Source organism: Rhizomonospora bruguierae, assembly GCF_018397995.1.
Classification (GTDB): Bacteria; Actinomycetota; Actinomycetes; order Mycobacteriales; family Micromonosporaceae; genus Rhizomonospora; species Rhizomonospora bruguierae.
In genome coordinates, this window is sequence record NZ_BBQH01000078.1 from 41,137 (window position 1) to 65,336 (window position 24,200).

Annotated in this window: 16 protein-coding genes and 1 pseudogene; 11 read left to right on the forward strand and 6 right to left on the reverse strand. The window is 72.0% G+C overall.

Annotation, left to right across the window (positions count from 1 at the left end; all coding sequences use genetic code 11):
- The first annotated feature begins 40 nt into the window (after positions 1 to 40).
- Together KJS59_RS25440 and KJS59_RS25445 are read left to right on the forward strand one after the other, a co-directional pair.
- A complete protein-coding gene (locus KJS59_RS25440; RefSeq protein ID WP_213455492.1) occupies positions 41 to 718 on the forward strand; it encodes a response regulator in 678 nt (225 codons plus the stop codon).
- Between the two features lies 1 nt (position 719).
- Positions 720 to 2,195, forward strand: coding sequence for a sensor histidine kinase (locus KJS59_RS25445; protein WP_213455493.1), 1,476 nt, complete (start codon positions 720 to 722; stop codon positions 2,193 to 2,195).
- Positions 2,196 to 2,230: 35 nt separating this feature from the next.
- Here KJS59_RS25445 and KJS59_RS25450 read toward each other — a convergent pair whose 3' ends face one another.
- Positions 2,231 to 2,563: a YnfA family protein gene (locus tag KJS59_RS25450; RefSeq protein ID WP_213455494.1), complete on the reverse strand. Its 333-nt coding sequence runs from the start codon at positions 2,561 to 2,563 to the stop codon at positions 2,231 to 2,233.
- A gap of 67 nt (positions 2,564 to 2,630) precedes the next feature.
- Here KJS59_RS25450 and KJS59_RS25455 point away from each other — a divergent pair, with 67 nt between their 5' ends.
- Both KJS59_RS25455 and KJS59_RS25460 read left to right on the forward strand, forming a co-directional pair.
- Positions 2,631 to 3,506, forward strand: a complete 876-nt coding sequence (locus tag KJS59_RS25455; RefSeq protein ID WP_213455495.1) for an ABC transporter ATP-binding protein — start codon at positions 2,631 to 2,633, stop codon at positions 3,504 to 3,506.
- On the forward strand, positions 3,506 to 4,108 hold the full coding sequence (locus tag KJS59_RS25460; protein ID WP_213455496.1) for a hypothetical protein: 603 nt from the start codon (positions 3,506 to 3,508) through the stop codon (positions 4,106 to 4,108). Before KJS59_RS25455 ends, KJS59_RS25460 begins: the two co-directional genes overlap by 1 nt.
- A gap of 66 nt (positions 4,109 to 4,174) precedes the next feature.
- On the opposite strand, the gene KJS59_RS25465 is transcribed toward KJS59_RS25460, so the two are convergent.
- The 4 genes from KJS59_RS25465 to KJS59_RS25480 are packed head-to-tail and all read right to left on the reverse strand — an operon-like array spanning position 4,175 to position 9,160.
- Positions 4,175 to 7,189, reverse strand: a complete 3,015-nt coding sequence (locus tag KJS59_RS25465; RefSeq protein ID WP_213455497.1) for an AfsR/SARP family transcriptional regulator — start codon at positions 7,187 to 7,189, stop codon at positions 4,175 to 4,177.
- An 18-nt stretch (positions 7,190 to 7,207) separates the two neighbouring features.
- Positions 7,208 to 8,140: a hypothetical protein gene (locus KJS59_RS25470; protein ID WP_213455498.1), complete on the reverse strand. Its 933-nt coding sequence runs from the start codon at positions 8,138 to 8,140 to the stop codon at positions 7,208 to 7,210.
- Positions 8,141 to 8,168: 28 nt separating this feature from the next.
- Positions 8,169 to 8,600, reverse strand: coding sequence for a hypothetical protein (locus KJS59_RS25475; protein WP_213455499.1), 432 nt, complete (start codon positions 8,598 to 8,600; stop codon positions 8,169 to 8,171).
- On the reverse strand, positions 8,597 to 9,160 hold the full coding sequence (locus KJS59_RS25480; RefSeq protein ID WP_213455501.1) for a YbaB/EbfC family nucleoid-associated protein: 564 nt from the start codon (positions 9,158 to 9,160) through the stop codon (positions 8,597 to 8,599). Before KJS59_RS25480 ends, KJS59_RS25475 begins: the two co-directional genes overlap by 4 nt.
- Before the next feature lie 260 nt (positions 9,161 to 9,420).
- Between KJS59_RS25480 and KJS59_RS25485 the strand changes: the two genes are divergently transcribed.
- From KJS59_RS25485 to KJS59_RS25515, 7 genes and pseudogenes are all read left to right on the forward strand, one after another.
- Positions 9,421 to 10,110 (forward strand): response regulator transcription factor, encoded by a 690-nt coding sequence (locus tag KJS59_RS25485; protein WP_249714876.1) that lies wholly within the window; start codon positions 9,421 to 9,423, stop codon positions 10,108 to 10,110.
- Positions 10,107 to 11,336 carry a sensor histidine kinase gene (locus KJS59_RS25490; RefSeq protein WP_213455503.1) on the forward strand — a complete coding sequence of 410 codons (1,230 nt, stop codon included), beginning with the start codon at positions 10,107 to 10,109 and terminating at the stop codon, positions 11,334 to 11,336. The genes KJS59_RS25485 and KJS59_RS25490 overlap by 4 nt, the downstream gene beginning before the upstream one ends.
- A 108-nt stretch (positions 11,337 to 11,444) precedes the next feature.
- A complete protein-coding gene (locus tag KJS59_RS25495) occupies positions 11,445 to 17,573 on the forward strand; it encodes an RHS repeat-associated core domain-containing protein (RefSeq protein ID WP_213455504.1) in 6,129 nt (2,042 codons plus the stop codon).
- Between the two features lie 40 nt (positions 17,574 to 17,613).
- A complete protein-coding gene (locus KJS59_RS25500; RefSeq protein ID WP_213455506.1) occupies positions 17,614 to 19,272 on the forward strand; it encodes an FG-GAP repeat protein in 1,659 nt (552 codons plus the stop codon).
- Between the two features lie 250 nt (positions 19,273 to 19,522).
- Positions 19,523 to 20,899: pseudogene (locus tag KJS59_RS25505) on the forward strand (alkaline phosphatase D family protein).
- Between the two features lie 122 nt (positions 20,900 to 21,021).
- Positions 21,022 to 21,567, forward strand: a complete 546-nt coding sequence (locus KJS59_RS25510) for a hypothetical protein (protein ID WP_213455507.1) — start codon at positions 21,022 to 21,024, stop codon at positions 21,565 to 21,567.
- A 115-nt stretch (positions 21,568 to 21,682) separates the two neighbouring features.
- The gene (locus KJS59_RS25515; RefSeq protein WP_213455508.1) at positions 21,683 to 23,236 is read left to right on the forward strand and encodes a phospholipase D-like domain-containing protein; all 1,554 of its coding nucleotides are present in this window, start codon (positions 21,683 to 21,685) and stop codon (positions 23,234 to 23,236) included.
- Positions 23,237 to 23,267: 31 nt separating this feature from the next.
- Here KJS59_RS25515 and KJS59_RS25520 read toward each other — a convergent pair whose 3' ends face one another.
- A complete protein-coding gene (locus KJS59_RS25520; protein ID WP_213455509.1) occupies positions 23,268 to 23,927 on the reverse strand; it encodes a hypothetical protein in 660 nt (219 codons plus the stop codon).
- Positions 23,928 to 24,200 lie beyond the last annotated feature (273 nt).

The following is a 24,200-nucleotide window of genomic DNA, read 5'->3' on the forward strand; positions in this document are numbered from 1 at the left end:
TGCACTGGTGGCGGGGTTGACCGGTGGACAAGGGGGCGGCGTGCGGGTCCTGGTGGTGGAGGACGAACAGCGGCTGGCCGGCATGCTCGCCCGAGGGCTGCGCGAAGCCGGACACACCGCCGATGTCCGGTACACCGGCTCGGAAGGGCTGCTCGCCGCCGCGGTCGGCACCTACGACGCGGTGGTGCTGGATGTCATGCTGCCCGGCCTCGACGGCACGCGGGTCTGCCGCACCCTGCGCCGGCAGGGCCACCGGGTGCCGGTGCTGATGCTGACCGCCCGCGGTGACGTCCCCGACCGGGTCGCCGGCCTCGACGCCGGCGCCGACGACTACCTGGCCAAGCCGTTCTCCTTCGATGAACTCCTGGCCCGGCTCCGCGCCCTGCACCGCCGCTCCGCCGGCCCGCCCGCCGCCGAGGTCCGCGCCGGTGACCTGCTGCTCGACCCCGCCCGCCGGCGGGTGTTCCGCGGCGACACGGAGATCGACCTGTCCGCCCGGGAGTTCGACATCCTCGCCCTGCTGCTGACCCGCGCGGGGGAGTGCCTGACCCGGTACCAGATCCTCGACGAGGTGTGGGACGGCGAGACGGACATCCGCTCCAACGTCATCGACGTGCACGTCGCCACCCTCCGCACCAAGGTCGACAAGCCGTTCGGCCGGCACGCCATCGAAACCCTTCGCGGCGTCGGCTACCGGCTCCGCCCCGACGGCGGCTGACATGCCGCGGCGTCGCCGATGGGCTACGCGGTGGGGCCGGCTGCCGCTGCGCGTCCGGCTGGTCGCCGGCTTCGCCGCCGCGATGCTGGTGGTCCTCACCGGCGCCGGGGCCTTCGTCTACCTGCGCGTCCGCTACGCGCTCGACCTGCGCCTCGACGACGACCTGGCGGCCCAGTCCGCGCAGCTCACCGACGCCGTCCGCACCGGCGCGCCCCTGCACACGGCCGTCCGAAGCGAACCGGGGGAGTACTGGCAGCTTCTCGACTCCGGCAACCACGTCCTCGCCACCAGCCCCGACCTACCCGCCGGGTCCCTGCTCACCCACGGGCAACTCGACCGGGCGCTGCGCGAGCCGCTCCGGGCCGACCGGGGCACCCTGCTCCCCATCAGCCCGCGCCCGCTGCGCCTGTACGCGGTGCCCATCCAGCCCGGTGCCGGGCCGGCGGCGGGGCAACCCGCGGTCACCGTCGCCGCGGTCCGCCGCGACCAGCGCGACGAGGCCCTGCGGGAACTCATCGGCCAACTGGTCCTGGCCAACCTCGCCGCCCTCGCCATCGCGTCCCTGGTCGGCTACCGCCTCGCCCGCGCCGCCCTCATCCCCGTCGAGCGCTACCGCGGCGAGGCCGCCCGCATCGCCGCCGGCGCCACCGGTGTACGCCTCGCCGTCCCCGCCACCGACGACGAGGTCGCCCGGCTCGGCCGCACCCTCAACGACATGCTCACCGCCCTGGAGACCGCGCTGGACCGGGAACGGCAGTTCATCAACGACGCCAGCCACGAACTGCGCACCCCGCTGACCCTGCTGGCCACCGAACTCGAACTCGCGCTCCGCCGCCCCCGCACCACCGCCGAACTGGAACGGGCCCTGCGCGGCGCCGCCGCCGACACCGCCGACCTCATCGCCCTCGCCGACGACCTGCTCACCGTCGGCACCCAACCCGCCCAGGACGGCACCGCCCCGACCGTCGACCTCACCGCCCTGCTCACCGACCTGGTCGACCGCTACCGGACCAGCACCGGCGCCGACCCCGACACGCTGCGCTGCCACGCCGAGCCGGGCCTGACCGTGCGCGGGGACGCCACCCGCCTCGGCCGGGCCGTCACCAACCTGATCGACAACGCCACCCGTTACGGCACACCCCCGATCACCGTCACCGCCGAGCCCGTCGACGCTCTGGTGCGGATCACCGTCCAGGACACCGGACCCGGCATGAGTCCGGCATTCCTGCCGCGCGCCGCCGAACGCTTCCGCCGCGCCGATACCGCCCGCACCTCGGCCGGTACCGGCCTCGGCCTGTCCATCGTGGCGGCGATCGTCCGCGCCCACCACGGCGAACTGCGCATCTGCTCCGCGGGCGCCCACCACCGAATCGACGCCCGGACCGACGTGCCATGCGGGCACCCTGCCGTGGGCACCACGGTCACCCTGGTACTGCCTGGGCTGGTACAGGGGGAGAGGCGGAGCCCGCCCGGATGACGCCGGGCATACCGTTCCCTGCTCGGGGCAGGCGATCAGGAGCGGGGCGCGTACATGATGATCGCGACGCCGACGAGACAGATGCCCGCGCCGAGCACGTCGTAGCGGTCGGGGCGGAACCTGTCCACGATGATGCCCCAGGCCAGGGAGCCGGCGACGAACACCCCGCCGTAGGCGGCCAGAATCCGGCCGAAGTTGGGGTCGGGCTGGAAGGTGGCGACGAAGCCGTACAGGCCGAGGGCGATGACCCCGGCGGCGATCCACCACAGGCCGCGGTGCTCGCGCCAGCCCTGCCAGACCAGCCAGGCTCCGCCGATCTCGAACAGCGCCGCCACGATGAACAGCACGATGGACCGGGCGATCACCATGGCGGCAGCCTACCGACGCCGGGCTCAGGACCGGATGAGCGATCTTGCGCGAGATAACCTGTCCGCGATGATTCAGGCTCTCGGATTGACCAAGCGCTACGGGCGGGTACCGGCGGTGAACGGCGTGAGCTTCACCGCCCGGCCGGGCCGGGTGACGGGGTTTCTCGGGCTCAACGGGTCCGGCAAGACGACGACCCTGCGGATGCTGCTCGGACTGGTCCGGCCGACGGCCGGCGAGGCGCGGATCAACAACCGGCGCTTGCGCGACCTGAAACATCCGGTGCGGGAGGTTGGCGCGGTCCTCGAACAGGGAATCAGCCACCCCGGCCAGTCCGGCCGGGCGCACCTGGTGTCCCAGGCGATCCTGGCCGGTGTGGGCGGGTCCCGTGTCGACGCCCTGCTCGACCACGTCGGACTGACCCACGCGGCCGAGAAGCGCAGCGGCGACTACTCGTTGGGCATGCGGCAGCGGCTCGCGGTGGCCACCGCCCTGCTGGGCGACCCGCCGACGCTCGTCCTCGACGAGCCGGCGAACGGCCTCGACCCCGAGGGCGTCGCCTGGCTGCGCGGGTTGCTGCGCGACCACGCCGACCGGGGCGGAACCGTACTCATCTCCAGTCACCTGCTCGCCGAACTGGCGCAGCTCATCGACGACGTCGTGATCATCGTGACGGGGCTGGTGACCTGCGAGGCGCCGCTCACCAGCCTCTACGGCGCCGCGGCCGGCCGGCTGCGGGTCCGCAGCCGCGACCAACGGCGGCTGTGGCAGGTGTTCGAAAGCGCCGGCGGGCGGGTCACGAGAAACGGGGACGCCCTGGAGGTGGTGGGCCTCACCGCGGAACACGCCGGCGAGATCGCCTTCCACGCACGCGTGCCGCTCCATGAGCTGGCCGTCGAGGCTCCGGACCTCGAACAGATCTTCCTCAACCTGGCGGGAAGCTGATGCTCTCGATCGTCCGCAGCGACCTCTACCGGATGGCGACCATCCGATCCAGCCGGATCTCGCTCGCCATCTTCACCGTTCTGAGCCTGCTCATCGGATGGGTCAACATCGACGGGTGGGGGCTGCTGGCGACCATGGGCGCTTTCGGACTCGCCGCCGTGCTTGTGGCCCAGCACCACCAGCACCGGACGGCGGTCCTGCTCTACCTGGCCACACCGAGGCGGGTGGCGGTGCTCACCGGCCAGGTGATCGCCGCGGCGGTCGTGGCCACGGGCTTCGTGGCGGTCAGCGGTCTCACCGTGCTCGCCAAGGGTGAGGTCGACCGGTACCAGCAGCTCCTGACCGTCGCGCCCGTCATCGCGACCTTCGGGGCCGCCGGCGCGGCCGTCGTACGCCGGTCCACCTGGCTCTTCCTCGGTTGCGCGGGTTGGTTCATCGTCGTCGAGGGCCTGATCGCCAGGTTGGCGGCGCCGCTGCCGTTCTCCACGTTCCTCAGCGCCGGCTCCGGCGATCCGCGCAGCCTGCTGATCGCCTCGGTGTGGGCCGCCCTGGCGTTCGTCGCCGCGGCCGTCGCCGTCGGCCGCGATCTGACGGGCGATTAGGAGCTACGGCGGCGGTGCGGGCAGATCCACGATCTCGCGGCGCTCATTGCCGGGTCGCCGCAGCGATCAGAACGACGGCCGCGAATGCACTAACTCGTTCGGGCGTATGCGCAGGTCGACGGCCTCCTGCCGGATACGCCGGCCGGCCGCCAGGTCGCCGGCCGCGTCGTGGGCGTCGGCGAGGGTGTCGATGCCGGTCGCCAGCCAGTGCGGCGAGCCGATCCGCCGCCACATGGCAACCGCCTGCGCGGCCCGCCGCTGGGCCGCCACCGCCCGCCCCGCGGCCAGTTGGGCCACCGCCAGTCCCCAGAGCGCGCCGGCCTCCCCCCAGGCGTTGCCGAAGTCGCGGTGCACCCACAGGCAGCGGGCCAGCAACAGCCGCCCCTCGGCCGGCCGGCCCTGCCGCACGCGCATCTCACCGAGCCAACACGCCGCGTGCGCCGCGCCCACCCGGTCGCCGAGGCCGTCGCTGATCCGCTTGGCGCGCAGGAAGTACCGGGCGGCGCGTTCGTGCCGGGTCCGGGCCCGCTCCACCTGACCCAGGCAGCGCAGGGCCTGCGCCTCGCCGGGCAGGTAGCCGGCGGTCCGGCTCAACCGCAGGCACTCGGTGAAACACGCGGCGGCGTCGGCCAGCCGGCCCCGCTCCAGGTGGACCACGCCGAGTCCGCTCGTCGCGTACACCAGCCCGTTGACGTTGCTGGTCACCTCGGTCAGCGCCCGGGCGCGGGTGAACTCCGCCCGGGCGGCCTCGTACTCGCCGCGCAGCCGGTGCAGGTACCCCAGGCCGGCGGCGATGGCCGCCTCGTACTCCGGGTCCTTGACGGTGCCCGCCGCCCGCGCCGCGAGGAAGTGCCGCATCGCCTCGGCGTAGCGGTCCTGGATGGTGTCCAGTTCCCCGAGGCCGCGGTGCAGCCACATCGCGGCCCGCCGGTCACCCGCCCGCTCGGCGGCGGCCAGCGCCCGGGTCTGCATCCACCGCCATTCCGGGAAGTGGTTGCCGACCTGGAAGAAGGCGGTCAGCGACGCGGCCAGGCAGCAGGTCAGGCGCAGCGCACCGACGGCGAGGCCGTGCTCCACCGCGGCGACCAGAAAGGACCGTGCCCGCTCGAACCAGGCCAGCGGGTCGGCGGTGATCCGGTCGGCCTCCGCCCGGGGCAGGCTCCAGCGGGCCTGCCGGTGCCGCGACACGCCGAGGAAGTCGGCGGCGAGCCGGCCGTCGGCGCGCTCGCTCAGACTCAGGCAGGCGCCGAGGAGTCGGTGGACGGCGGCGACGCGGATGTGCTCCGGTTCCGTCCCCGCCTGCTCCTGGGCGTACAGCCGGACGAGGTCGTGGAACCGGTACCGCGTGCCGTCGGGTGCCGGGCTGTCGGGCTCGCTGACCGGCTCCACCAGGTGGGCGGTCAGCAACTGCTCCAGCAGCCGTTCCGCGGTCAGCAGCGGGGCGTCCAGCAGCGCCGCGAGTGCCCAGCACGGAAAGTCCCGGCCGCGCAGCAGGCCGAGCCGGTGGAACGCCAACCGGGCCGGCGGGGGAAGGCCGCGGTAGGTCAGCTCGATGCTGGACCGGACGGCGAGGTCCCCGGCGGCCAGTTCGTCCAACCGCTGCCGGGCGGTCGCCAGCCGGTCCGCCAGCGCGGCCAGCGGCCACTGTGGCCGGGCCGCCAGCCGGGCGCCGGCGATGCGCAGGGCGAGGGGCAGGTGGCCGCAGAGGGCGGCGACGCGGCCCGCCGCGACCGGGTCGGCGGCTATGCGGGCCGGGCCGGCCAGCCGGGCGAGCATGGCCACGGCGTCGGTCCCGGGCAGCACGCCGAGCGGGATCCGGTGCGCGTCGATCGCGCCGCCGAGTACCTGCCGGCTGGTGATGAGGGCGGCGCAGCCCGGCCCGGCCGGCAGCAGCGGCCGGACCTGGTCCGCCGACGCGGCGTCGTCCAGCAGCAGCAGGATCCGTCGCTGAGCCACCAGGGACCGGAACAGCGCCGCCGCCTCGGCCTCGTCGCCCGGCACCGCGCCCGGGCGGACGCCGAGCGTGCGCAGCAGCCGGCCGAGCACGTCGACCGGGCGCAGCGGCTCCAGACCGGGCGAGGCGCCCTGCAGGTTGACGTACAACTGCCCGTCGGGGAAGCGGGCGGCGCCCGCTCGCGCCGCCGCCAGCGCCAGGACCGACTTGCCGACGCCGGCCACCCCGTCCACGGCGACCACCACCGGCCCCGGTGACCGGTCGGCGAGCAGCCGTCGCAGCCGGGTCAGCTCGGCCGAGCGGCCGTAGCAGTGCGCGGGTCCGGCGGGCAGCTGGCGCGGCGGGGTGCCGGCCGCCGGGCCGATGGAGGTCGCCGGCGCGTCGCCGTCCAGGATCCGCTCGTGCAGCCGGCGCAGTTCCGGCGCCGGCTGCACACCCAGCTCACCGGTGAGCATCGCGCGCAGCTCCTCGTAGGCGGCCAGGGCCTCGCTGACCCGGCCCGCGCCGCACAGCGCCCGCATTAGCAGCTCCCACAGGTGTTCCCGCAACGGGTTCTCCCGGGCGAGGCTGCCCAGCTCCGTGATCGTGCTCTCCGGCTGGCCCAGGGCCAGCCGGGCCCGCGCCCAGTGTTCGACGACCGTGAGCCGGCGCTCCTCCAGCCGCGTCGCCTCCGCCCGCAGGGCCGGCCCGCAGGTCACTCCGTCCAGGGCCCGGCCGTGCCACAGGCGTACCGCCTGTTCCAGCCGGTCGGCGCCGAGCGGTAGCCACCCCGCCCGCAGGGCCTGCTCGCCCTGCTCGACCAGGCCGTCGAACCGGTCCAGGTCCAGTTCGCCGGGCAGCACGCTGAGCTGGTAGCCGCCGGCGCGCATGGTACGCACCCGGGTGCCGGACTCGTCCGGCGCCGTCAGTACCCGGCGCAGGTTGGCCAGGTAGAGCCGCAGGTTGGAGCCGGCCGCCCGGGGTGGTTCCCACCAGACCGAATCCACCAGGCGGTCGACGGTCAGCGCCTGGTTGCGGTGCAGCAGCAGCGCGGTGAGCACGGCGCGCTGTTTCGGCGCGCCCACGTCCAGGCGCTCGCCATCGTGGTAGACGTCCGGCCGGCCCAGGATCCGGAACTCCACGTCCATCGCCCCCGTGCTGTCGGGTTAACCGGCCGGGGGAATGAGGCCGTCGTTCGCGGTCCGGTCGGGGCGCAGGCCCACAAGCTGCTGGGGCGGTCGGATCCAGAACTCGGAGGGATGGCCGTCGGCCATCGAGTGCATCGCCCTGAGCGCGCGGATCACGGTCTGCTCCGCCTGGCTGATGTCGGTGTGCACCCGGCTGAGGGCCGCGGCCATGTTGCTGAGCACCTCATCGACGGTGTGCCCGCCGAGGCTGGCCGGCTCCTTGCCCGGCTTGACCAGGCTGGACGCCAGGTATCCGGCGTCCCCGGCCGCCGCGAGGATGCCCAGGAGGACGCCGCCGGTTCCGCCGGAGGCGACGAAGCCGACCGCGGTGGCCACCACCCCGGCGGCGATGGTCAGGCCCTCCTTGAACTCCTTGCCGCCGCTGTGGTCGAGCGACTGGAGGCTGGCGATCGTCTTGTCGGCGATGACGTTCACGTTCTGGTCGACCGCCTCGTACATCGACCGCATGTCCTTGGCGGCGCGGGCCAGCACGCCGGCGATCGACGCCTGGTGCTTGGTGACCTGGTCCCACCCCTCGGAGTACTTGCGGAACGCGTACGCGGCGTCGCCGGTCCACTTCTCCACGGTGCCGCGGACGGTGTTGATCTTCCCGATCGTGCGCGAGCCGAGGTTGGTCTCGATGCCGGTCAGGTCGGTTTCGAGGGTGGTGAGTTTGCTCGGATCCGGCTGCGTGAACGGCTGGAACGACTGCGGGATCCAGTCGAGACTGGTCGAGAAGCTGTTCCAGATCGGGTCACCGGTCTGCACGAAGTCCGGCCAGTTGCTGTGCGCCGACGACTTGGCGTTGCGCTCCTGGGACTTCGTGGCATTGATCCACTGCTCGTACTCGCGGACCTTCTTCTCCAGCGCGAGCTCCTGTATCTTCGCGGCTTTCCCCATGAGAGTGGCCATGAGCGGTGTACCCCCGAGTGTTGACGCGTCAGCTGAAGCGGGTCGGCGGCCGGTTCGTCGGCACCGTGGGGTCGGGCGTGGTCGGCGGCTGATCCGGCCCGTGATGGGTGTACGGGTCCTTCGTCAGCCGCGGATCGGTCTCGTCGGACAGCAACACGGCCAGTTCCCGGGCGGCTTCGGCGTCCTCGATCCGGTAGGCGTTGACGATGTAGCCCAGCGCCCGGCCGGCGTCGTCCAGACCGTTGGAGGTGCGTCCCAACACCCCTTCCAGTTCCTGGCACAGCGCCGCCCAGTAGCGGTGCACGGGGGACCGGTTCCCGTCCCCGGTGGTGAACGCGTCGGCCGACCCGTCGGCGCAGCCGCCCGCCGTCTTGTTCTGGTCGCGGTAGTAGGTGGCCAGGTCGGGCAGGTCGACCCTGGCCGCCTTCAGCAGTTCCTCCAGGTGCACGGCGAGGGTCATCGGTGCGCTCCCATCGCCGGTCGACCGGGCACGTGCGGGCCGACGATCCGCGCGAAGTCCGTGCCGAAGCAGTCCTGCTTCAACGCCGCCATGCCGCGCGCGTAGGCGCCGACGAAGTCGGCCACGGCGCCTCGCAGTTCCACCGCGAACTCGGGTTCCGGCGTGGTCGCGATCGCGCCGGTGGCGACGGTGACCGTCCACTCCCGCAGCCCGGTAGCGGTGATGCGCACCAGCCCGCCGGGCGAGGTTCCTTCGACGTACATCGCGGCGCGGAGCTGGCGGAAGCGGCGCGAGCGCTCGCCCTCGCCGCCGTCGTCCGGTGCCGGCGCGCCGGTGGTGGCGGCCCAGACCTCCCGCGACAGCCGTTCCCGGCCGACGATGAGCAGCATCGCGACCGCCACCAGTTGCCGTTCGAGGTCCGGCTCGCGGTAGCGACGGTAGGCACCGGTGGCGAACCGGATCGTGATCGTGGAGCCGCCGACCAGCTCACCGGTGATCCGCTGATCCGGCGACGTCACCCGGACCACGCTGGCGGCGATGCGGTCGGCGTAGCCGGTCATCCGCGGCCCCCGGCGGGCGGCTTCCCACTTTCCGGCCCCCGACCTGCCCGGTCGGGTACGCGCGCAGTCAAACCGTTCCTCCTCGCTTGCCTGACCTTGGCGAGGTTAGGGCTGTTGGGCGAAATGCGTCATCAGACCTGCGCGTCATTCGCGGTACAACTTCCGCGGTATGCCTGCAACCGGTGTGGTAGCCGCGCCGGGCGTATTCGGCATTTTGTCGTTAATCGATACACTCGGTGCCCGACGGAGGGGGCGGTCGCGTGTCGGACGGGGTGGCGGTGCGGGCGATCCGGGTGCTCGTGGCCGACGACCAGTTGCTCATCCGCGCGGGCCTCGCCGCGCTGTTGCGGGCGGCGCCGGGCATCGAGGTCGTCGGCGAGGCGGCCAGCGGAGAGGAGGCGGTCCGCCTGGCGTGGAGCACCACGCCGGACGTGGTGCTGATGGACATCCGCATGCCCGGCCTCGGCGGTATCGGCGCGACCGAGCGGATTCTCGGCACACCCAGGCCACCGCGGGTGCTGATCCTGACGACGTTCGACCTGGACGAGTACGTCTACGACGCGTTGCGCGCCGGCGCGCACGGATTCCTGCTCAAGGACACCCCGCCGGACCGGTTGCTCGCGGCGGTCGCCACCGTCGCGGCCGGCGACATGCTCTTCGCGCCCAGCATCACCCGGCGGCTGATCGAGTCCTACGCCGGCCGGGCCGGTCGCGCGGGCACCGGACCCGCGGCGGACCTGGGCGGACTGACCACCCGGGAGTGCGAGGTGGTCCGGCTGGTCGGAACGGGACTGTTCAACGGCGACATCGCCGACCGGCTGCAGATCTCCGAGGCCACGGTGAAGACGCATCTCAACCGGGCGATGAGCAAGCTGGGCCTGACCAGTCGGGCGCAGGTGGTGGTGCTGGCCTACGAGACCGGTCTGGTCGTGCCCGGACACGCGGAATGAGCGACCGGTCCGCGCGGGTGCCGGGGGAGCGCGGCCGTCTCCTGCGCGGTGTGGGGCGACGCGGAGGGGATCTTCGCCGCCTGGTCGGCGAGGCCCGGCCGATGGTGGCCGACACCGTCCTGGCCGTCTCCCTGGCCACGGTCAACTGCGTCGCGGGCAGCGACTTCCAAGCGGCCGGATACCGGCCGTTCGACGCGGTCGCGTACCTGCTGAGCTTCGCGGTGGCGCTGCCGCTGGCGGTCCGCCGCCGGTTCGCCATGTCCGCGCTGCTGGTATCCAGCGTCGCCTTCACCGGCTACCTGGCGGCGGGCTACCAGCCCTCACTCAACTGGTTCGCCGCGCCGCTGGCGCTCTACACCGTGGTGGCGTTGCGACCGCGCCGGGTTGCCGTCGCGGGAGCGGTCGTCGTGGCACTGGTGACCCTCTACAGCGGTTGGCAGGCGCGGGTGTTGCCGCTCAGCGTCGTCCTCGCCCAGGGTCCGGTGGTCGTCGGCATCGCCTGGCTGTTCGGCAACAGCGCCCGCACGCTCGCCCGGCGCAACGAGCAGTTGGCGGCGCTGACCGCACGGCTGCGCCGGGAGCAACGGGAGCGGGCCCAACGCGCGGTCACCGAGGAACGCCTGCGCATCGCCCGGGAACTGCACGACGACGTCGCCCACCACATGTCGGTGGTCTCGGTCCAGGCGGCGCTGGCCCAGTACGTCTTCACCTCCGATCCGGCCACCGCGCAGGCCGCTGTGGGCGCGGTGGCCGAGGCCGGCCGGCAGGCGCAGGCGGACCTGCGGCACCTGCTGGCCGCGCTGCGCCTCGGATCGGAGGGGCCCGAGGCCCGTGCGCCGACGCCGGGCCTGGACCGGCTCGACGAACTGGTCGAGCGCATTCGCGCCGCCGGGCTGCCGGTCGACCTGGTGATCGCCGGCCGGGCGCGGCGGCTGCCGAACCACCTGGACCTGTGCGTGTACCGGATGATCCAGGAAGCGCTGACCAACGTCCTGCGCCACGCCGGGCCGGCCCGCGCCACCGTGACCCTGGAGTACGAACCCGCGCGGATCCTCGTCCGGGTGACGGACGACGGCCGCGGCTGCCCCGCGGACCAGGCGGACCCGGTCGGGCACGGGCTGATCGGCATGCGGGAACGGGCGAGGCTGTTCGGCGGGACGGTCGTCAGCGGGCCCCGACCCGGCGGCGGTTTCGAGGCCGCCATGACGCTCCCTGTGCCGGCGTGACCGGGTGGCGAGCCGCCCCCGGGCGGGATGTGCGGATTCTGTGCACCGCGGCGGAATACTCTGCCGCGCCGGTGCGCGACGCCGGCATCGAGCCCAGGGGAGGCGCTCGTGGACGCTCCGAGAACCCGGTGGACCGTCGGTCTGATCGTCACGCTGGCGCTGGTTGTCGGCGAGTTGGTGGTGATTCCCGCCGCCCAACGGCCGGCCGCCGCGGCACCCGTACCGGTGAACCAGGAGGCGTCGGTGCCGGCGCGGGCGCTGCCCGAGGCCCGGCCCGCCGCGGACCCGGAGAACGGCGCACCCGCCGCGCTGCCGGCGGCGGCGTGGCCGGCGGCGGCGTCGGCCGACGTGGCGTTGACGGCGGACGACCCGGTCCGCGCCGGCCGGTCACCGCTGACCCTGACCCGCGCGCACCGGTCAGCCCCGGAGCGGGTGCATGTGGACGTGCTCGACCGGTCCGCCGCTGAGCGGTCCGGCGGCGTCGGCATGGCCTTCCGGGTGTCCTCCGGGCCGGTCCGGGTCGACATCGACTACTCCGGCTTCCGGTACGCCGCGGGCGGCAACTTCGCCGACCGGCTGCGCCTGGTCCGGGTCGACGGCGACGGGTCCCGGGTGCCGGTGGCGGCCACCAACGACCTGGCGACCGGTCACCTGTCCGCGGAGGTGACCGGCGGGGACCTCTACACGCTGGTCGCGGCCGCGTCCGGCACCGGCACCGGCACCGGCGACTACCGCGCGACCGACCTCAACCCGTCCGGCACGTGGCGGGTGAGCGCGCAGTCCGGCAGCTTCACCGACTCCTACCCGCTGGTGCTGCCGCCATCGGTCGGCGGCGAGGCGCTCGACCTCGCCCTGTCCTACGACTCCGGCTCGGTCGACGGCCGCACCTCGGCGACCAACAACCAGGCGTCCTGGGTGGGCCTGGGCTGGGACCTGGGCCTCGGCTTCATCGAGCGCCGGTACAACTCCTGTGTGGACGACGGGGACCCGTACCACGCCGACCTGTGCTGGTCCTCACCGTACGCGGCGGACGAGGGGGGCGCCGCGTACGTCATCTCGCTGGACGGGATCACCTCGGAGCTGATCCGCACGCCGGACGGCACCTACCGGATGCGCGACGACCAGGGCTGGAAGATCGAGCACCTGTACTCCGGGCCCAACGACGACAACACCGGCGAGTACTGGATGGTGTCCACACCGGACGGCGACCGGCACACGTTCGGCTACCGCGGGGACTCGAACTTCACCGTGCCGGTGGTCGGCGACGACGCCGGCGAGCCGTGCCACGGCACCGCGCCGAAGCCGTGCCGGCAGACCTGGCGGTGGGGGCTGGACAAGATCGTCGACGCGAACGAGAACGTCACGAGCGTGTACTGGACCAAGGAGATCAACAGTTACACCCAGGCCAACGGGGGGTCGACGTACGCGTACGACCGGGCCGGGTACCTGGACCGCGTCGAGTACGGCGGCGTGGACGGCGAGCACCCGGCCGCGCAGGTCGACTTCACCGCGACGCCGCGCTGCACCCAGCGGGTGACCAACCCGGCGACCGCGTGCCCCGCCGTCTCCGCCGCCAACGCCTCGTCCTACCCGGACGTTCCAACGGACCTGATCTGCACCGGCGGCACCTGCAAGCAGAACTCGCCGGCGTTCTTCCTCACCTCCCGCCTGGAGTCGATCTACACCCGGGTCTGGGACGCCGGCACCCAGAAGTGGCAGGACGTGGCCCGGTGGACGCCCACCTTCGCGTTCCCGGCCCCGCCGGACGGCACGACCGCGTCGCTGTGGCTCGACTCCATCCAGCAGGCCGGGCTGTGGGGGAACGAGCCGGTGACCCTGCCGCCCGTCGCGTACGACGGCCAGTTCCTCATGAACCGCGTCGACTGGTCCGAGACCGCGCAGCAACTTCAGATGCGCCGGCTGACCGTGGTGCGCAACGGCATGGGCGGCGAGACCCGGGTGACGTACGGCCACGGCTCGCCGGCGGTCACCTGCCCCAACGGGGCGAGCACCAGTTGGGCCGACGGCGTCCAGTGGGACCAGAACCCCTACGAGTGCTTCCGGGTCCGCTTCCGGCCGACCGGCTCCACCACCGAGGTCAAGGGCGTGTTCCACAAGTACGTGGTGACCAAGGTGGACGACGTCGACCTGATTGGCGGCTCGCCCACGATGACCACGGCATACGCCTACGGCGTCAACCAGCTGGCGCCCCGGCCGGCCTGGCACCGCGACGACGACCTGCTGACCCCCGCCGCGAAACAGGACTGGACCGAGTGGCGCGGCTACGACACGGTCCGCACCACCGAGGGCACCGGCGGCGCGGACCGGCAGACCATCACCGACACCCGGTTCTTCCGCGGCATGAACGGCGACCTGCTCGGCTCCGGCGACGCCAAGACGGTGACCGTGGTCGACTACGCGGGTAAGACCTGGCCCGACAACCCGCAACTGGCGGGGCGGGTGCTCCAGACCCAGAGCTACCGCAGGAACGGCGACGGCACGCTGACCGAGCTGGAGTCCCAGCGGAACACCTACTGGGACTCCGGCCTGATCGCCGACGGGCCGGGCAGCCACGACGTGCGGATGGTCCGGCCGGAGTACACCTACTCCCGGGACCGGCGCGGCGACGGCACCTGGCGGGAGACCTCCGAGCGCCTCGACGGCTACACCGTGGCCAACGGCGGCCTGGCCACCCGTGAGGTCGACTTCGGTGAGACCGGGGTCGACGACTCGACCTGCACACAGACCACGTACGCGCAGAACACCTCGGGCGGCAACTGGTTCCTGGTGACCGTGGAGAGCACCGAGACGCACTCCGGCGATCCCGACCCGGCGAGCACCCGATGCCCCGGCCCGATCGTCGAGCGCACCGTCGAGCTGTACGACGGCTCGCCCGGCCCTGGTTCCGGCGTCAACGTGCCGACCGACGGGAACGTCACCGAGGAGCGCACGTACACCAGCGCCAACACCTACAGCACCGTGCGGCGCACCTATGACAAGTACGGTCGCCAGACCGGCGAAACCACCGCCAACGGCACCTGGAGCACCGCCTACTCGCCGGCCACCGGCTTCCCCGGCCAGATCAGCCAGACCGACCCGGTCGGGCTGACCGTCAAGATGGTGCCGTCCCGGGCCTTCGACGAGGTGATCGAGGCCACCACCGACGCCAACGGCAACGTGACCACCACGACCTATGACGGGCTGGGCCGGCTGCGCAAGGTGTGGCTGCCGACGGAGCCGACCAATGGGCCGCCGTCGTCGGAGTTCACGTACCGGATCACTTTCACCGGCACCGGCCAGCCCACGAAGCCGACCGTGGTCACCGGCCGGCAGTTGCGGGCGATGTCCGGCGCCACCGGAACCACCGTGCCCAGCTACACCTACCTGGACGGGTTCGGCCGTACCAGGGAGGTGCAGGCGCCGTCGCCGGGCCCGTCCGGCGGGCGGATGGTGACCGTCACCCGCTACGACGACCGGGGCCTGACCCTCGGCGTCTCGGCCCCGCTGTGGAACTCGACCGCGCCCGGGGACGACCCCGACAAGCTGCTCAACCCGGCCACCTCGGCGCTGCCGTCGTGGACGGAGAAGCAGTACGACGCGCTGGAGAACGAGGCGGTGTCCACACTGTACGGGTTGGGTGCGGCGGTGGCCCGCACCACCACGACGACCTTCGGCAACGGCGCCGTGGTCACCCCGCCCGTGGGCACGCCGACGGGTACCTGGAACGACGGGCACGACCGGGTCGCCGTCATCCAGCGCGACCTGCCGCCCGGCGCGACGATGCCGCAGCCGGGCGCGCCCACCACCCGGTACACGTACGTTCCGGGCAGCGACGACCAGATCGCCACGGTCACGGACCCGGCCGGCAACGTCTCCCGGTACACCTACGACTGGGACGGGCACCGGCTGACCACCCAGGACCCGAACGCCGGCTCGTCCGTGCAGACCTACGACGAGTCCGGCCAACTGAAGACCATCACCGACCCCAAGGGCCAGAAGCTGACCTACACGTACGACCCGCTCGGCCGCCGGCGCGCGGTCTGGCTCGGCGCCGAGCAGTCCGGCACCCGGCTGGCCGAGTGGGCCTACGACACGGTGCCGGGCGGCAAGGGCGAACTGGCCGCCAGCACCCGGTACGTCGGCGGCGACGCGTACACCGTGCGGGTCACCGGCTACGACCGGCAGAACCGGGCGACCGGGCGGCAGTGGGTCATCCCGGCCGTGGAAACCGGGCTGGCTGGCACCTACACCTTCGGATACGCCTACGACCGCGCTGGGAACCTCACCGACATCACCTACCCGGCCGCGGGCGGGCTACCCGCCGAAACCGTGCACCAGAACTACAGCGACACCGGTGTGCCCACCACGCTTGGCAGCGAGCTTGCCAGCTACGTCAGTGCCACCGCCTACACCGGCACGGGCCGACCGGACACCCGCAGCCTGGGCGCGGCCGGCACGGTGCGGCGCACCTTCGGCTACGAGCCCGACGGCGCGCAGCGGCTGGCCGAGCTGACCACGACCACCGGAGCCGGCACCTCCGCCGCCAGCACGGTGCAGCACGACGTGTACAGCTACGACGCGGCCGACAACGTCCGGCGGATCCTGGACACCACCGTCGACCAGTCGCAGTGTTTCGACTACGACCCGCTCCAGCGGCTGTCGGCCTCCTGGACCACCGGCGCCGACGACTGCTCCGGTGGCGTCGCCGCCGCCGACGGGCGCGGCCCGGACCCGTTCAAGCAGCAGTACACCTACGACAGCATCGGCAACCTCACGTCGGTCACCACCGGGGCGACCAGCCGCGCCTACACGTACCCGGCGTCCGGCCCGGACTCCGTGCGCCCGCACGCGGTCACCGCCATCGGCGCCGACCGGTACACCTACGACGCGAGCGGCGTGCTCACCTCCCGCACGGTCGCCGGGGTCGCATCGACCTACGGGTACGACCCGCTGGACAAGTTGGTCAGCGCCGACACGGGCGGGGCGACCACGTCCTTCGGGTACGACGCGGACGGCAACCGGCTGATCCGGCGCGATCCCACCGGCCGCACCCTGTACCTGGACGACATGGAGGTCCGGGCCGGCGCCACCACCACGGCCGTCCGGTACTACAGCACCGCCGACGGCGACCTCGTCGGCGAGCGGACCCCGGCCGGCGTCACCTGGCTGTTCACCGACCCCCAGGGCTCGGTGCAACTGGCCGTCGACGACGCCGCCACAGCGCCAACCGCCGGCCGCGAGACGACCACGGCACGGGTGGCCGCGGACGCGGTGGCGCGGCAGCGGTACCTGCCCTACGGTGAGCGCCGGGGCGGCCGCGACGACATCACCGTCACCGAGCGGGGCTTCCTGGGCAAGACGGAGGACCCGACCACCAACCTGGTGGCGCTGGACAACCGCATGGTCGACCCGGCCATCGGCAGGCTCATCAGCCCCGACCCGCTGCTGGACACCGCCGACCCGGCCACCCAGAACGCGTACGCCTACGGCAACGACGACCCGGCCAACGTGGTGGACCCCAGCGGCCTGATGGGCTGCCAGCCGGGCGAGTGCCCGTCCCGCGCCGGCGGCCTGGCGCGCATCGCGTACAGCACGAAGAACAAGAAGAAGCGGCGGTACTACCTCGGCCTGGCGCGCGCCTCCGAGCGGCGCGAGGCCCGCGTCTATCGCCGGACCCGCCGCAACTCCGACCGCATCCAGGTGTGCTGGGCCACCAAACGCGGCTGCCGCAAGGGTGACCCGCGCAAACCGGTCTACGGATCGGCCAAGCCCGGCAAGAAGAAGAGCATCTGGCGCCGGGTCAAGTCCGGGTCGTTGACCGTCGTCAACTCCCGGGCCTGGCAGGGGGTAAGGGCGGGACTCGGCTACTGCGGGCTGGTGGTGAAGGCATGTTCGGCCGCGTCGGCCGGCATGGCCGGCGTCGAGGTGGGCGTGTACCTCGCGAACGGCAAGAGAGCCGAGGCCGTGCGCGCCGGGGTGGAAATCGCCACTTCCTTCCTCGGCAAGGGAAGCGAACGCCTGATCAACCGCGCCGACAAGTTGGTGGTCAACGCGGTCAGGGACCGGGCGGCGGTGCGTGCGATGGGGCACCCGGCGACCAGTGTCTTCGTCCACGACGCCGCGCGGATCCGGTGGAACGCCGAGCGCGTGGGCCTGATCACCCATTCCGCCGACCAAGCCGTGGCCGTCGGCGGGTCGACCGGTTCGGCGATCAACGCCTTCGGCCCCAGCCACTAACGAGATCTGCCAGTTCAGCCAGCAGACAGCAGGAGGTTCAGTGACAACAGGTAGATGGCGGCGGGCGGCTACGGCGGCGCTGGTCGTAGGTAGCGCCGTGGTCTTCGGCCCGTCCGTCTCGGGCCCGTTGGCGCCGGCGGCGGCCTCCCCGAGCGGCCCGGCGGCCACCGCGGCCGCCGGGCCGGCGGCCCGGGCGGACGTCACCGGCGACGGGATACCGGACATCGTGGTCGCCTCGACGGCGCGCAAGTCCGGTGGCTTCACCGACCCGTCCGCGCCGGACGAGACCGGTGGCTCCGTGTATGTCATCCCGGGTGGCAGCACCGTGCCGGGCGCCCCGGTCTCCCTGATCGATCAGGGGGACTCCGTCGTGGTCGGCTCGCCGGAAGCCGACGACAACTTCGGCATGCAGATCGTCACCGGCGACTTCAACGGTGACCGCCGCGCCGATGTGGCCATCGGCAACCCCGCCGAGTCCATCGGCACCAAGCTCAACGCCGGCGCCGTCACCGTCCTGTATGGCCAGCCGACCGCGCCGTACCTGGGGCTGATCCCCAACGGCACCAACTGGATCACGCAGGACACCGGAAACCTGCCCGGCTCCGTGGAGGCCAAGGACTACTTCGGTGCCGCGCTGACCACCGGCGACTTCAACGGCGACGGCTACGCCGACCTGGCGATCGGCGCGCCCGGCGAGGCGATCGGCAAGGTCGGCTCGGCCGGTGCCGTGTGGGTGCTGTACGGCGGCAGCTACGGGCTGCGGACCGACAACGCCGTCGCCTACAACGAGAGCAGCGCTGCGATCCCCGGAGTGGAGGAAAAGAACGACCACTTCGGATCGTCGCTCGCCGCCGGCGACATCACCGGTGACGGCCGGGACGACCTGGTCATCAACGTGGCGGGGGAAACGGTCAGCGGCACCACCGGCGCCGCGGGGTGCCTGGTGCTGCTGAAGGGCTCGGCGTCCGGGGTCACCACCAGCGGCGTCACCAACGTCTGCGTCCCGCAGATCAACATTGGCGGGCACATCAACACGGTTGCCGTCGGCCGCTTCCACGGCGGCAGCAACGCCGACGTCGTGCTCTACGCCGACCAGGCCAAGGGTGCGCCGACCAGTTCCGGTGCCCTGGTGGTGCTGCGCGGCTCGAGCGGAGGCATCAGCGCGAACAACCTGATGATGATCACGCAGAACTCGCCCGGCGTCTCTGACGTCGCCGAGGCCGGCGACCTGTTCGGTGCCGCGCTCTCGGTCGGCGACATCAACGGCGACGGCGCCGACGACCTGGCCGTCGGCGCGCCCGGCGAGGACACCGGCGCCGGGGCGAACGAGGGCGCCGTCCAGGTGTTCCTCGGCGGCCCCTCCGGTCTGACCTCCGGGCTGGACTTGTTCCTCACCGAGAACCATCCGATGATCAACGCGACCGGTCAGTTCAGCGAGGGGTTCGGCAGCGCCGTGCGGCTGCTGGACGTCACCAACGACGGCAAACCCGAACTGTTGGTGACCGCGCCGTTCGAGGACTTCTCCTACAACACCGGCACGATGTTCGTCCTCGACCTGCAGGCCACCAGCAGCAGCATCACGCTGACCGGCTGCACCACGCTCACCCGTGACGCTCTCGGCACCGTATCGGCCTACGGGCCGGGCGCGCCGATCGCCGGTGGCGTCATACCCCCGGAGAACCTGCCCAACGTGACCTGACCCGGATGCCGGGCCCCTGGCCGGTGCGCGACCCCCGTGCGCGCCGGCCAGGGGCCGCTCACATCGAACGAAAGCGAGAGCATTGCCCACGACGGTAGGCTCCACGACGCGGCCCAAGCGGCGGACCATCCTTGTCGGCGGCCTGGCCGCCGCCGGTGCCACGCTGCTGCCCGTGGCCCGCGCGAAGGCGGCGCTGGCGTACCCGTTCCTGCTCGGCGTCGCGTCCGGCGACCCCACCCCGGACGGCGTGGTGCTGTGGACCCGGCTCGCCGTCGCACCGCTCAACCCGGACGGCTTCGGCGGAATGCCGGGCACACCGATCACTGTGGACTGGGAGGTGGCCGCGGACGAGTCCTTCGGCCAGCCGATCCGGTCAGGGTCGGCCGTCGCGCAGTACCCGTCGGCGCACACCGTGCACGTCGAGGTCGACGGGCTCGAGCCGGGCGCGGAGTACTTCTACCGCTTCCGGGCCGCCGGGCACCTCTCACCCGTCGGCCGCACCCGCACCGCCCCGGCGGCGACCAGCGCGGGCGGCCGGACGACCGTGCTCACCGCCTCCTGCGCCGACTACCGCATCGGCTACTACACGGTGTACCGGCACATGGCCGACGAGCATCCGGACCTGGTGCTGTTCCTCGGCGACTACATCTACGAGACGTACAGCTCCAGCAGCCTCAGGCAGCATGCGCCGACCTACGAGGTGACAACCCTGGCCGACTACCGGGTGCGGCACGCCCAGTACAAGACGGACCCGAACCTGCAAGCGGCGCACGCCGCCGCACCCTGGATCGTGGTGTGGGACGACCACGAGGTCGAGAACAACTACGCCGGGATGGTGCGCGCCGACGCCAGCCCGCCCGGCGACTTCGCCCTGCGCCGTGCCGCCGCCTACCAGGCGTACTACGAACACATGCCGCTGCGGGCGGCGCAGCGCCCCGTCAACCAGTACCTTCCGCTGTACCGGCGGCTGGGTTGGGGCCAGTTGGCAACCTTCCACCTGCTCGATACCCGGCAGTACCGCGACGACCAGGCATGCGGCGACGGTATCAAGGTGTGCGCGGACGCCAAGCTGGCGACCCGTTCCATCATGGGCGTGCAGCAGGAGGCGTGGCTGCTCAACGGCCTCGGCCAGCGCCTGACCACCTAGGACCTCATCGGCCAGCAGGTGTTCTTCGCGCGGCGGCTGCACTCCGCCGACGGCGCCACCGCGATGGACACCTGGGACGGGTACGTCGCCAACCGCAACCGGCTCCAGCAGGGCTGGACCGCCCGCGGAGTGCGTGGCGCGGTCGTGCTCACCGGCGACGCGCACCGGGCGTACGCCAGCGACCTGATGCTGGACTACGACAACCCCCGCCAGGTCATCGGCACCGAACTGGTGTGCAGCTCGGTCACCTCCGACGGCGACGGCAACGCCGACGACACCGGCGGGCTGTCGCCGCTCAACCCGCACATCAGGTTCTTCAGCAACCTGCGTGGATACACGCGGGTGACCGTGGAGCCGGCGCAACTGACCGCCGAGTTCCGCGCGGTGGACCGGGTCACCGTCCGGGACCGTCCGGTGCGGACCCTCAAGCGGTACGTGGTCGAAGCCGGCAACCCCGGCCTGCACGACGCCGGCCCGTGATGGCGCCGGCACCCGGACCCCTTGGGCGCAGTGCGGATCTGAGCCTTCCGGTATGTGCGGAAGCTGTGCGCCCAGCTGAAAGGCTTCGCCGCGACACTGTTTCCTGTCGATAGGAGAGTCACATGCGAACAGTGATCCCCGGGTTCGGCCGGCAGGTCTGGCGTGGCCTGGCCGTCGGTGCGCTGGTTGGCGCGACGATCCTGGCCGCGGCCCCCACGGCCGCGCAGGCCGGCCCGTCCGACACCGCCAAGAACGACATCGTCAAGGTTGTCGTCATCCCCGGGACGAACTCCACGGGCGCGGCGTCCAGGTCCGCCGCCCCGGCCGCCGCACCCGACGGCGACGTGACGATCCTGTCGAAGTGTGCCGTCACCGAATACGGCTACACCGGCTACCGCATCTGCGAGTTTGACTGGCTTGCGGTGTACAAGTCCAACGGCAGCGTCGAGTACTTCGTCGTCGGAACCAACTACGCCATCTTCCACATCTGGCCGGGCAGCGGCGGTTGGAAGAGCCTCGGCGGCAAGGCCAGCTCGTGGGCTCCGAACGGGGTGTACTACCTCACGGTCAGCGGCGGGGACTACGGCGTATGGACCTACGGTACGGACGAACGGCCCTGGTGCACCATCAACGCCAGTGGCCGCTGGACCAGTTGGTTCTCCTGCTGAGTGAGTGAGTCCGTCAGGCGCCGGGGATCGGCGGACACGCACCCAGCCGGTCCCCGGCTCCTCACGGCAGGGCCACCACCGTGACCGACCGATCCATTGAGGAGGGCGCTGATACATGACGCATAGACGCCTGGGTCGCATCACCGCCGCGGCGGCCGCGGCCGCCCTCGCCGCCGGCCTGCTCGTTGCCGCGGCGAGCACGGCCGGCGCGGCCACCAAGCCGGTCATCAACGGCGCGACCTTCAACGACCCGCTTGGCTCGGCGGAGCGGCAGAGCGCCATCTTCACCCAGATCATCCAACTGGTGGACGCGACGCCGCCGGGCGAGCAGATCCGGGTGTCGATGTTCGACTTCACCGACGCCGCGGTGGCGGACGCGCTGCTGCGGGCGTACCGCCGCGGCGTCCAGGTCCGGGTGATCGTCGACGACTCGTCCTACCTGGACGGCAATGGCAGGCGGAAGCCCAGCCCCGCCTGGGACAAGCTCAGCAACCCGACGACCGGTCTTGGCGCCGACGACCGGGCACCGTCCTGGATCGTCATGTGCGACGACCAGTTCGAGGACGACGACGGCGTGGACGACGTTCAGCGCGGCTGCATCGCGACGGCCCCGCCCGGCCCCGCGTACAACCACAACAAGTTCTTCCTGTTCTCGAAGGTGGGCCCGTTCGACGATGGGACCAGCTACCAGAAGGTCGTGCTGCAAACCTCGTCGAACCTCACCGACTGGTACAAGGTGGTGTCCTACAACGACGCGGTCACGTTCGTCAACGCGACCGTCCACGACGGCTACGCCGCATACCACGAGGATCTGCGGCGGCTGCGGTACTCCAGCACCGGCGACAACGCGTACTACCGCAGCACCCCGACCGGCAGCACCTATCGGGCGTTCTTCTTCCCGCGCGGCGACGCCACCTACCGCAATCCGGCCACCGACACGATCGTCAACGCGCTGAACGAGGTGGCCTGCGCGTACACCGGCGCCGACGGTAAACGCCACCAGACCGACATCCGCATCGTGGTGCTCAACTTCCTCAGCTCGCGCAGCCAGGTGGCGACGAAGCTGGCCGAGCTGCGCGGCAGGGGCTGCTGGATCGACGTGATCTACGCGGCGAGCGACGCCACCGTCGAGGGCATCCTCGACAAGGCCGGCATCGAGCGGCTGTCCTGCAAGTTCAATGTCGCACCGGGCATCGACGTGCGACCGCACAGCAAGTTCCTGCTCCTCGACGGCTACTACAACGGTGACATCGAACCGCGCGTGTACACCGGCAGCCCGAACCTGGACGGCTCGTCGCTGCGCTCGTCGGACCAGGCGCTCCTGCGGATCAGCAGCGCCGCCTACCACGCCAGCTACCTGAGCTACTTCTACAAAATCCGAGCCGCCTGCCGGACCGGCATGGCCGGATTCGTCCGCCCCGGCGCGGTCCGCGTCGCCGCGACCAGCCCGGACCCCGAGGTCAAGGCGTCGGCCTTCGTGAGCCCGGCGGGCCGTACAACCACCAACCTCCTCAACATGTCGGCCTCGTCGGTGCGGGTCGCGCTTCGCCGAGTTCCCGCCAGCTCCGATGTGTACGTGACCGACGAGCATCGCTCGCTGGCGCGCGTACCGGTGGATGGTGATCTACTCCTCGCCCCGCGGTCGCTGACCACGGTCGTGTCGCGGTGACCGCGCCCGCCTCGCCACCAGCGTACGAACGTTAATACTGCATGACGCAGTAGACGACGGTCGGGTGGGTGAACCGGTACCAGCGGTTCCACTTGTAGTCCTGGGTGCACCGGTTGCCGTTGGAGGCGCCGGGGACGATGTCGATGATGTGCACCGTACCCTTCGCCTTGCACTTCGACGCGGCGACGACCCAGCCGCTGTTCTTCGGGAACTTGTAACAGAAATTGCGCACCAGGTGCAGTTCGAGGCACATCCGGTAGCCGGACACGGTGATGTACGCTGAGTCGCGGTCGGCGCAACTGCTCCGGCTGTAATCCACGGAAACCACCTTGTAGGTGCCAATGGTGCCGTTGCAGTTGCCGATCCCCTGGAAGTCTCCCTTGTCGCTGACGCTGATGCACTGCCCGATCTTCGCCGGTGGTGGCGGCGGTGGTGGCGGAGCGTCCTCGGTCGGCGGCTCATCATTGGGCGGGGAGTACGGTTCGTCGATGGGCGGAACTCGGTACGTCTGCACCGGTGCGGGAGTAGACCCGGCCGCGGTGCGGGTCCGCGAGCCGTCCTTGTCCATTTTGGAGATGAACAGCGCACCGGCCACGACCGCGCCGGTGCCGAGTAGGCACAGCGCCAACACCCCGGCGATGATTCCGACGATGAGGGGCCCGTTGCGCTTCGGCGGCGGCGGTGGGGCCATGCCGGGTCCGTGGGGAGGCATACCCGGGTAGCCGGGTACGCCAGGCGGTGGGGGCAGCGTCACCCGACGAGTGTCACATAGATCGGCCGCCGGCGGCGGCCCCTCCGAGCCGGGCCATCACATGCGACCCATCACCGACCGCGACTCATGAACGGCGCTAGTTCCCTGCGCGATAGCGGCCAATTACCTGACCGTACGGGTCGATGGCGCGGCCAGCGGCCGGCAATCACCAACGACGTTGTTGGGCCGTCACCGGCGCCCGAGTTGGTCATC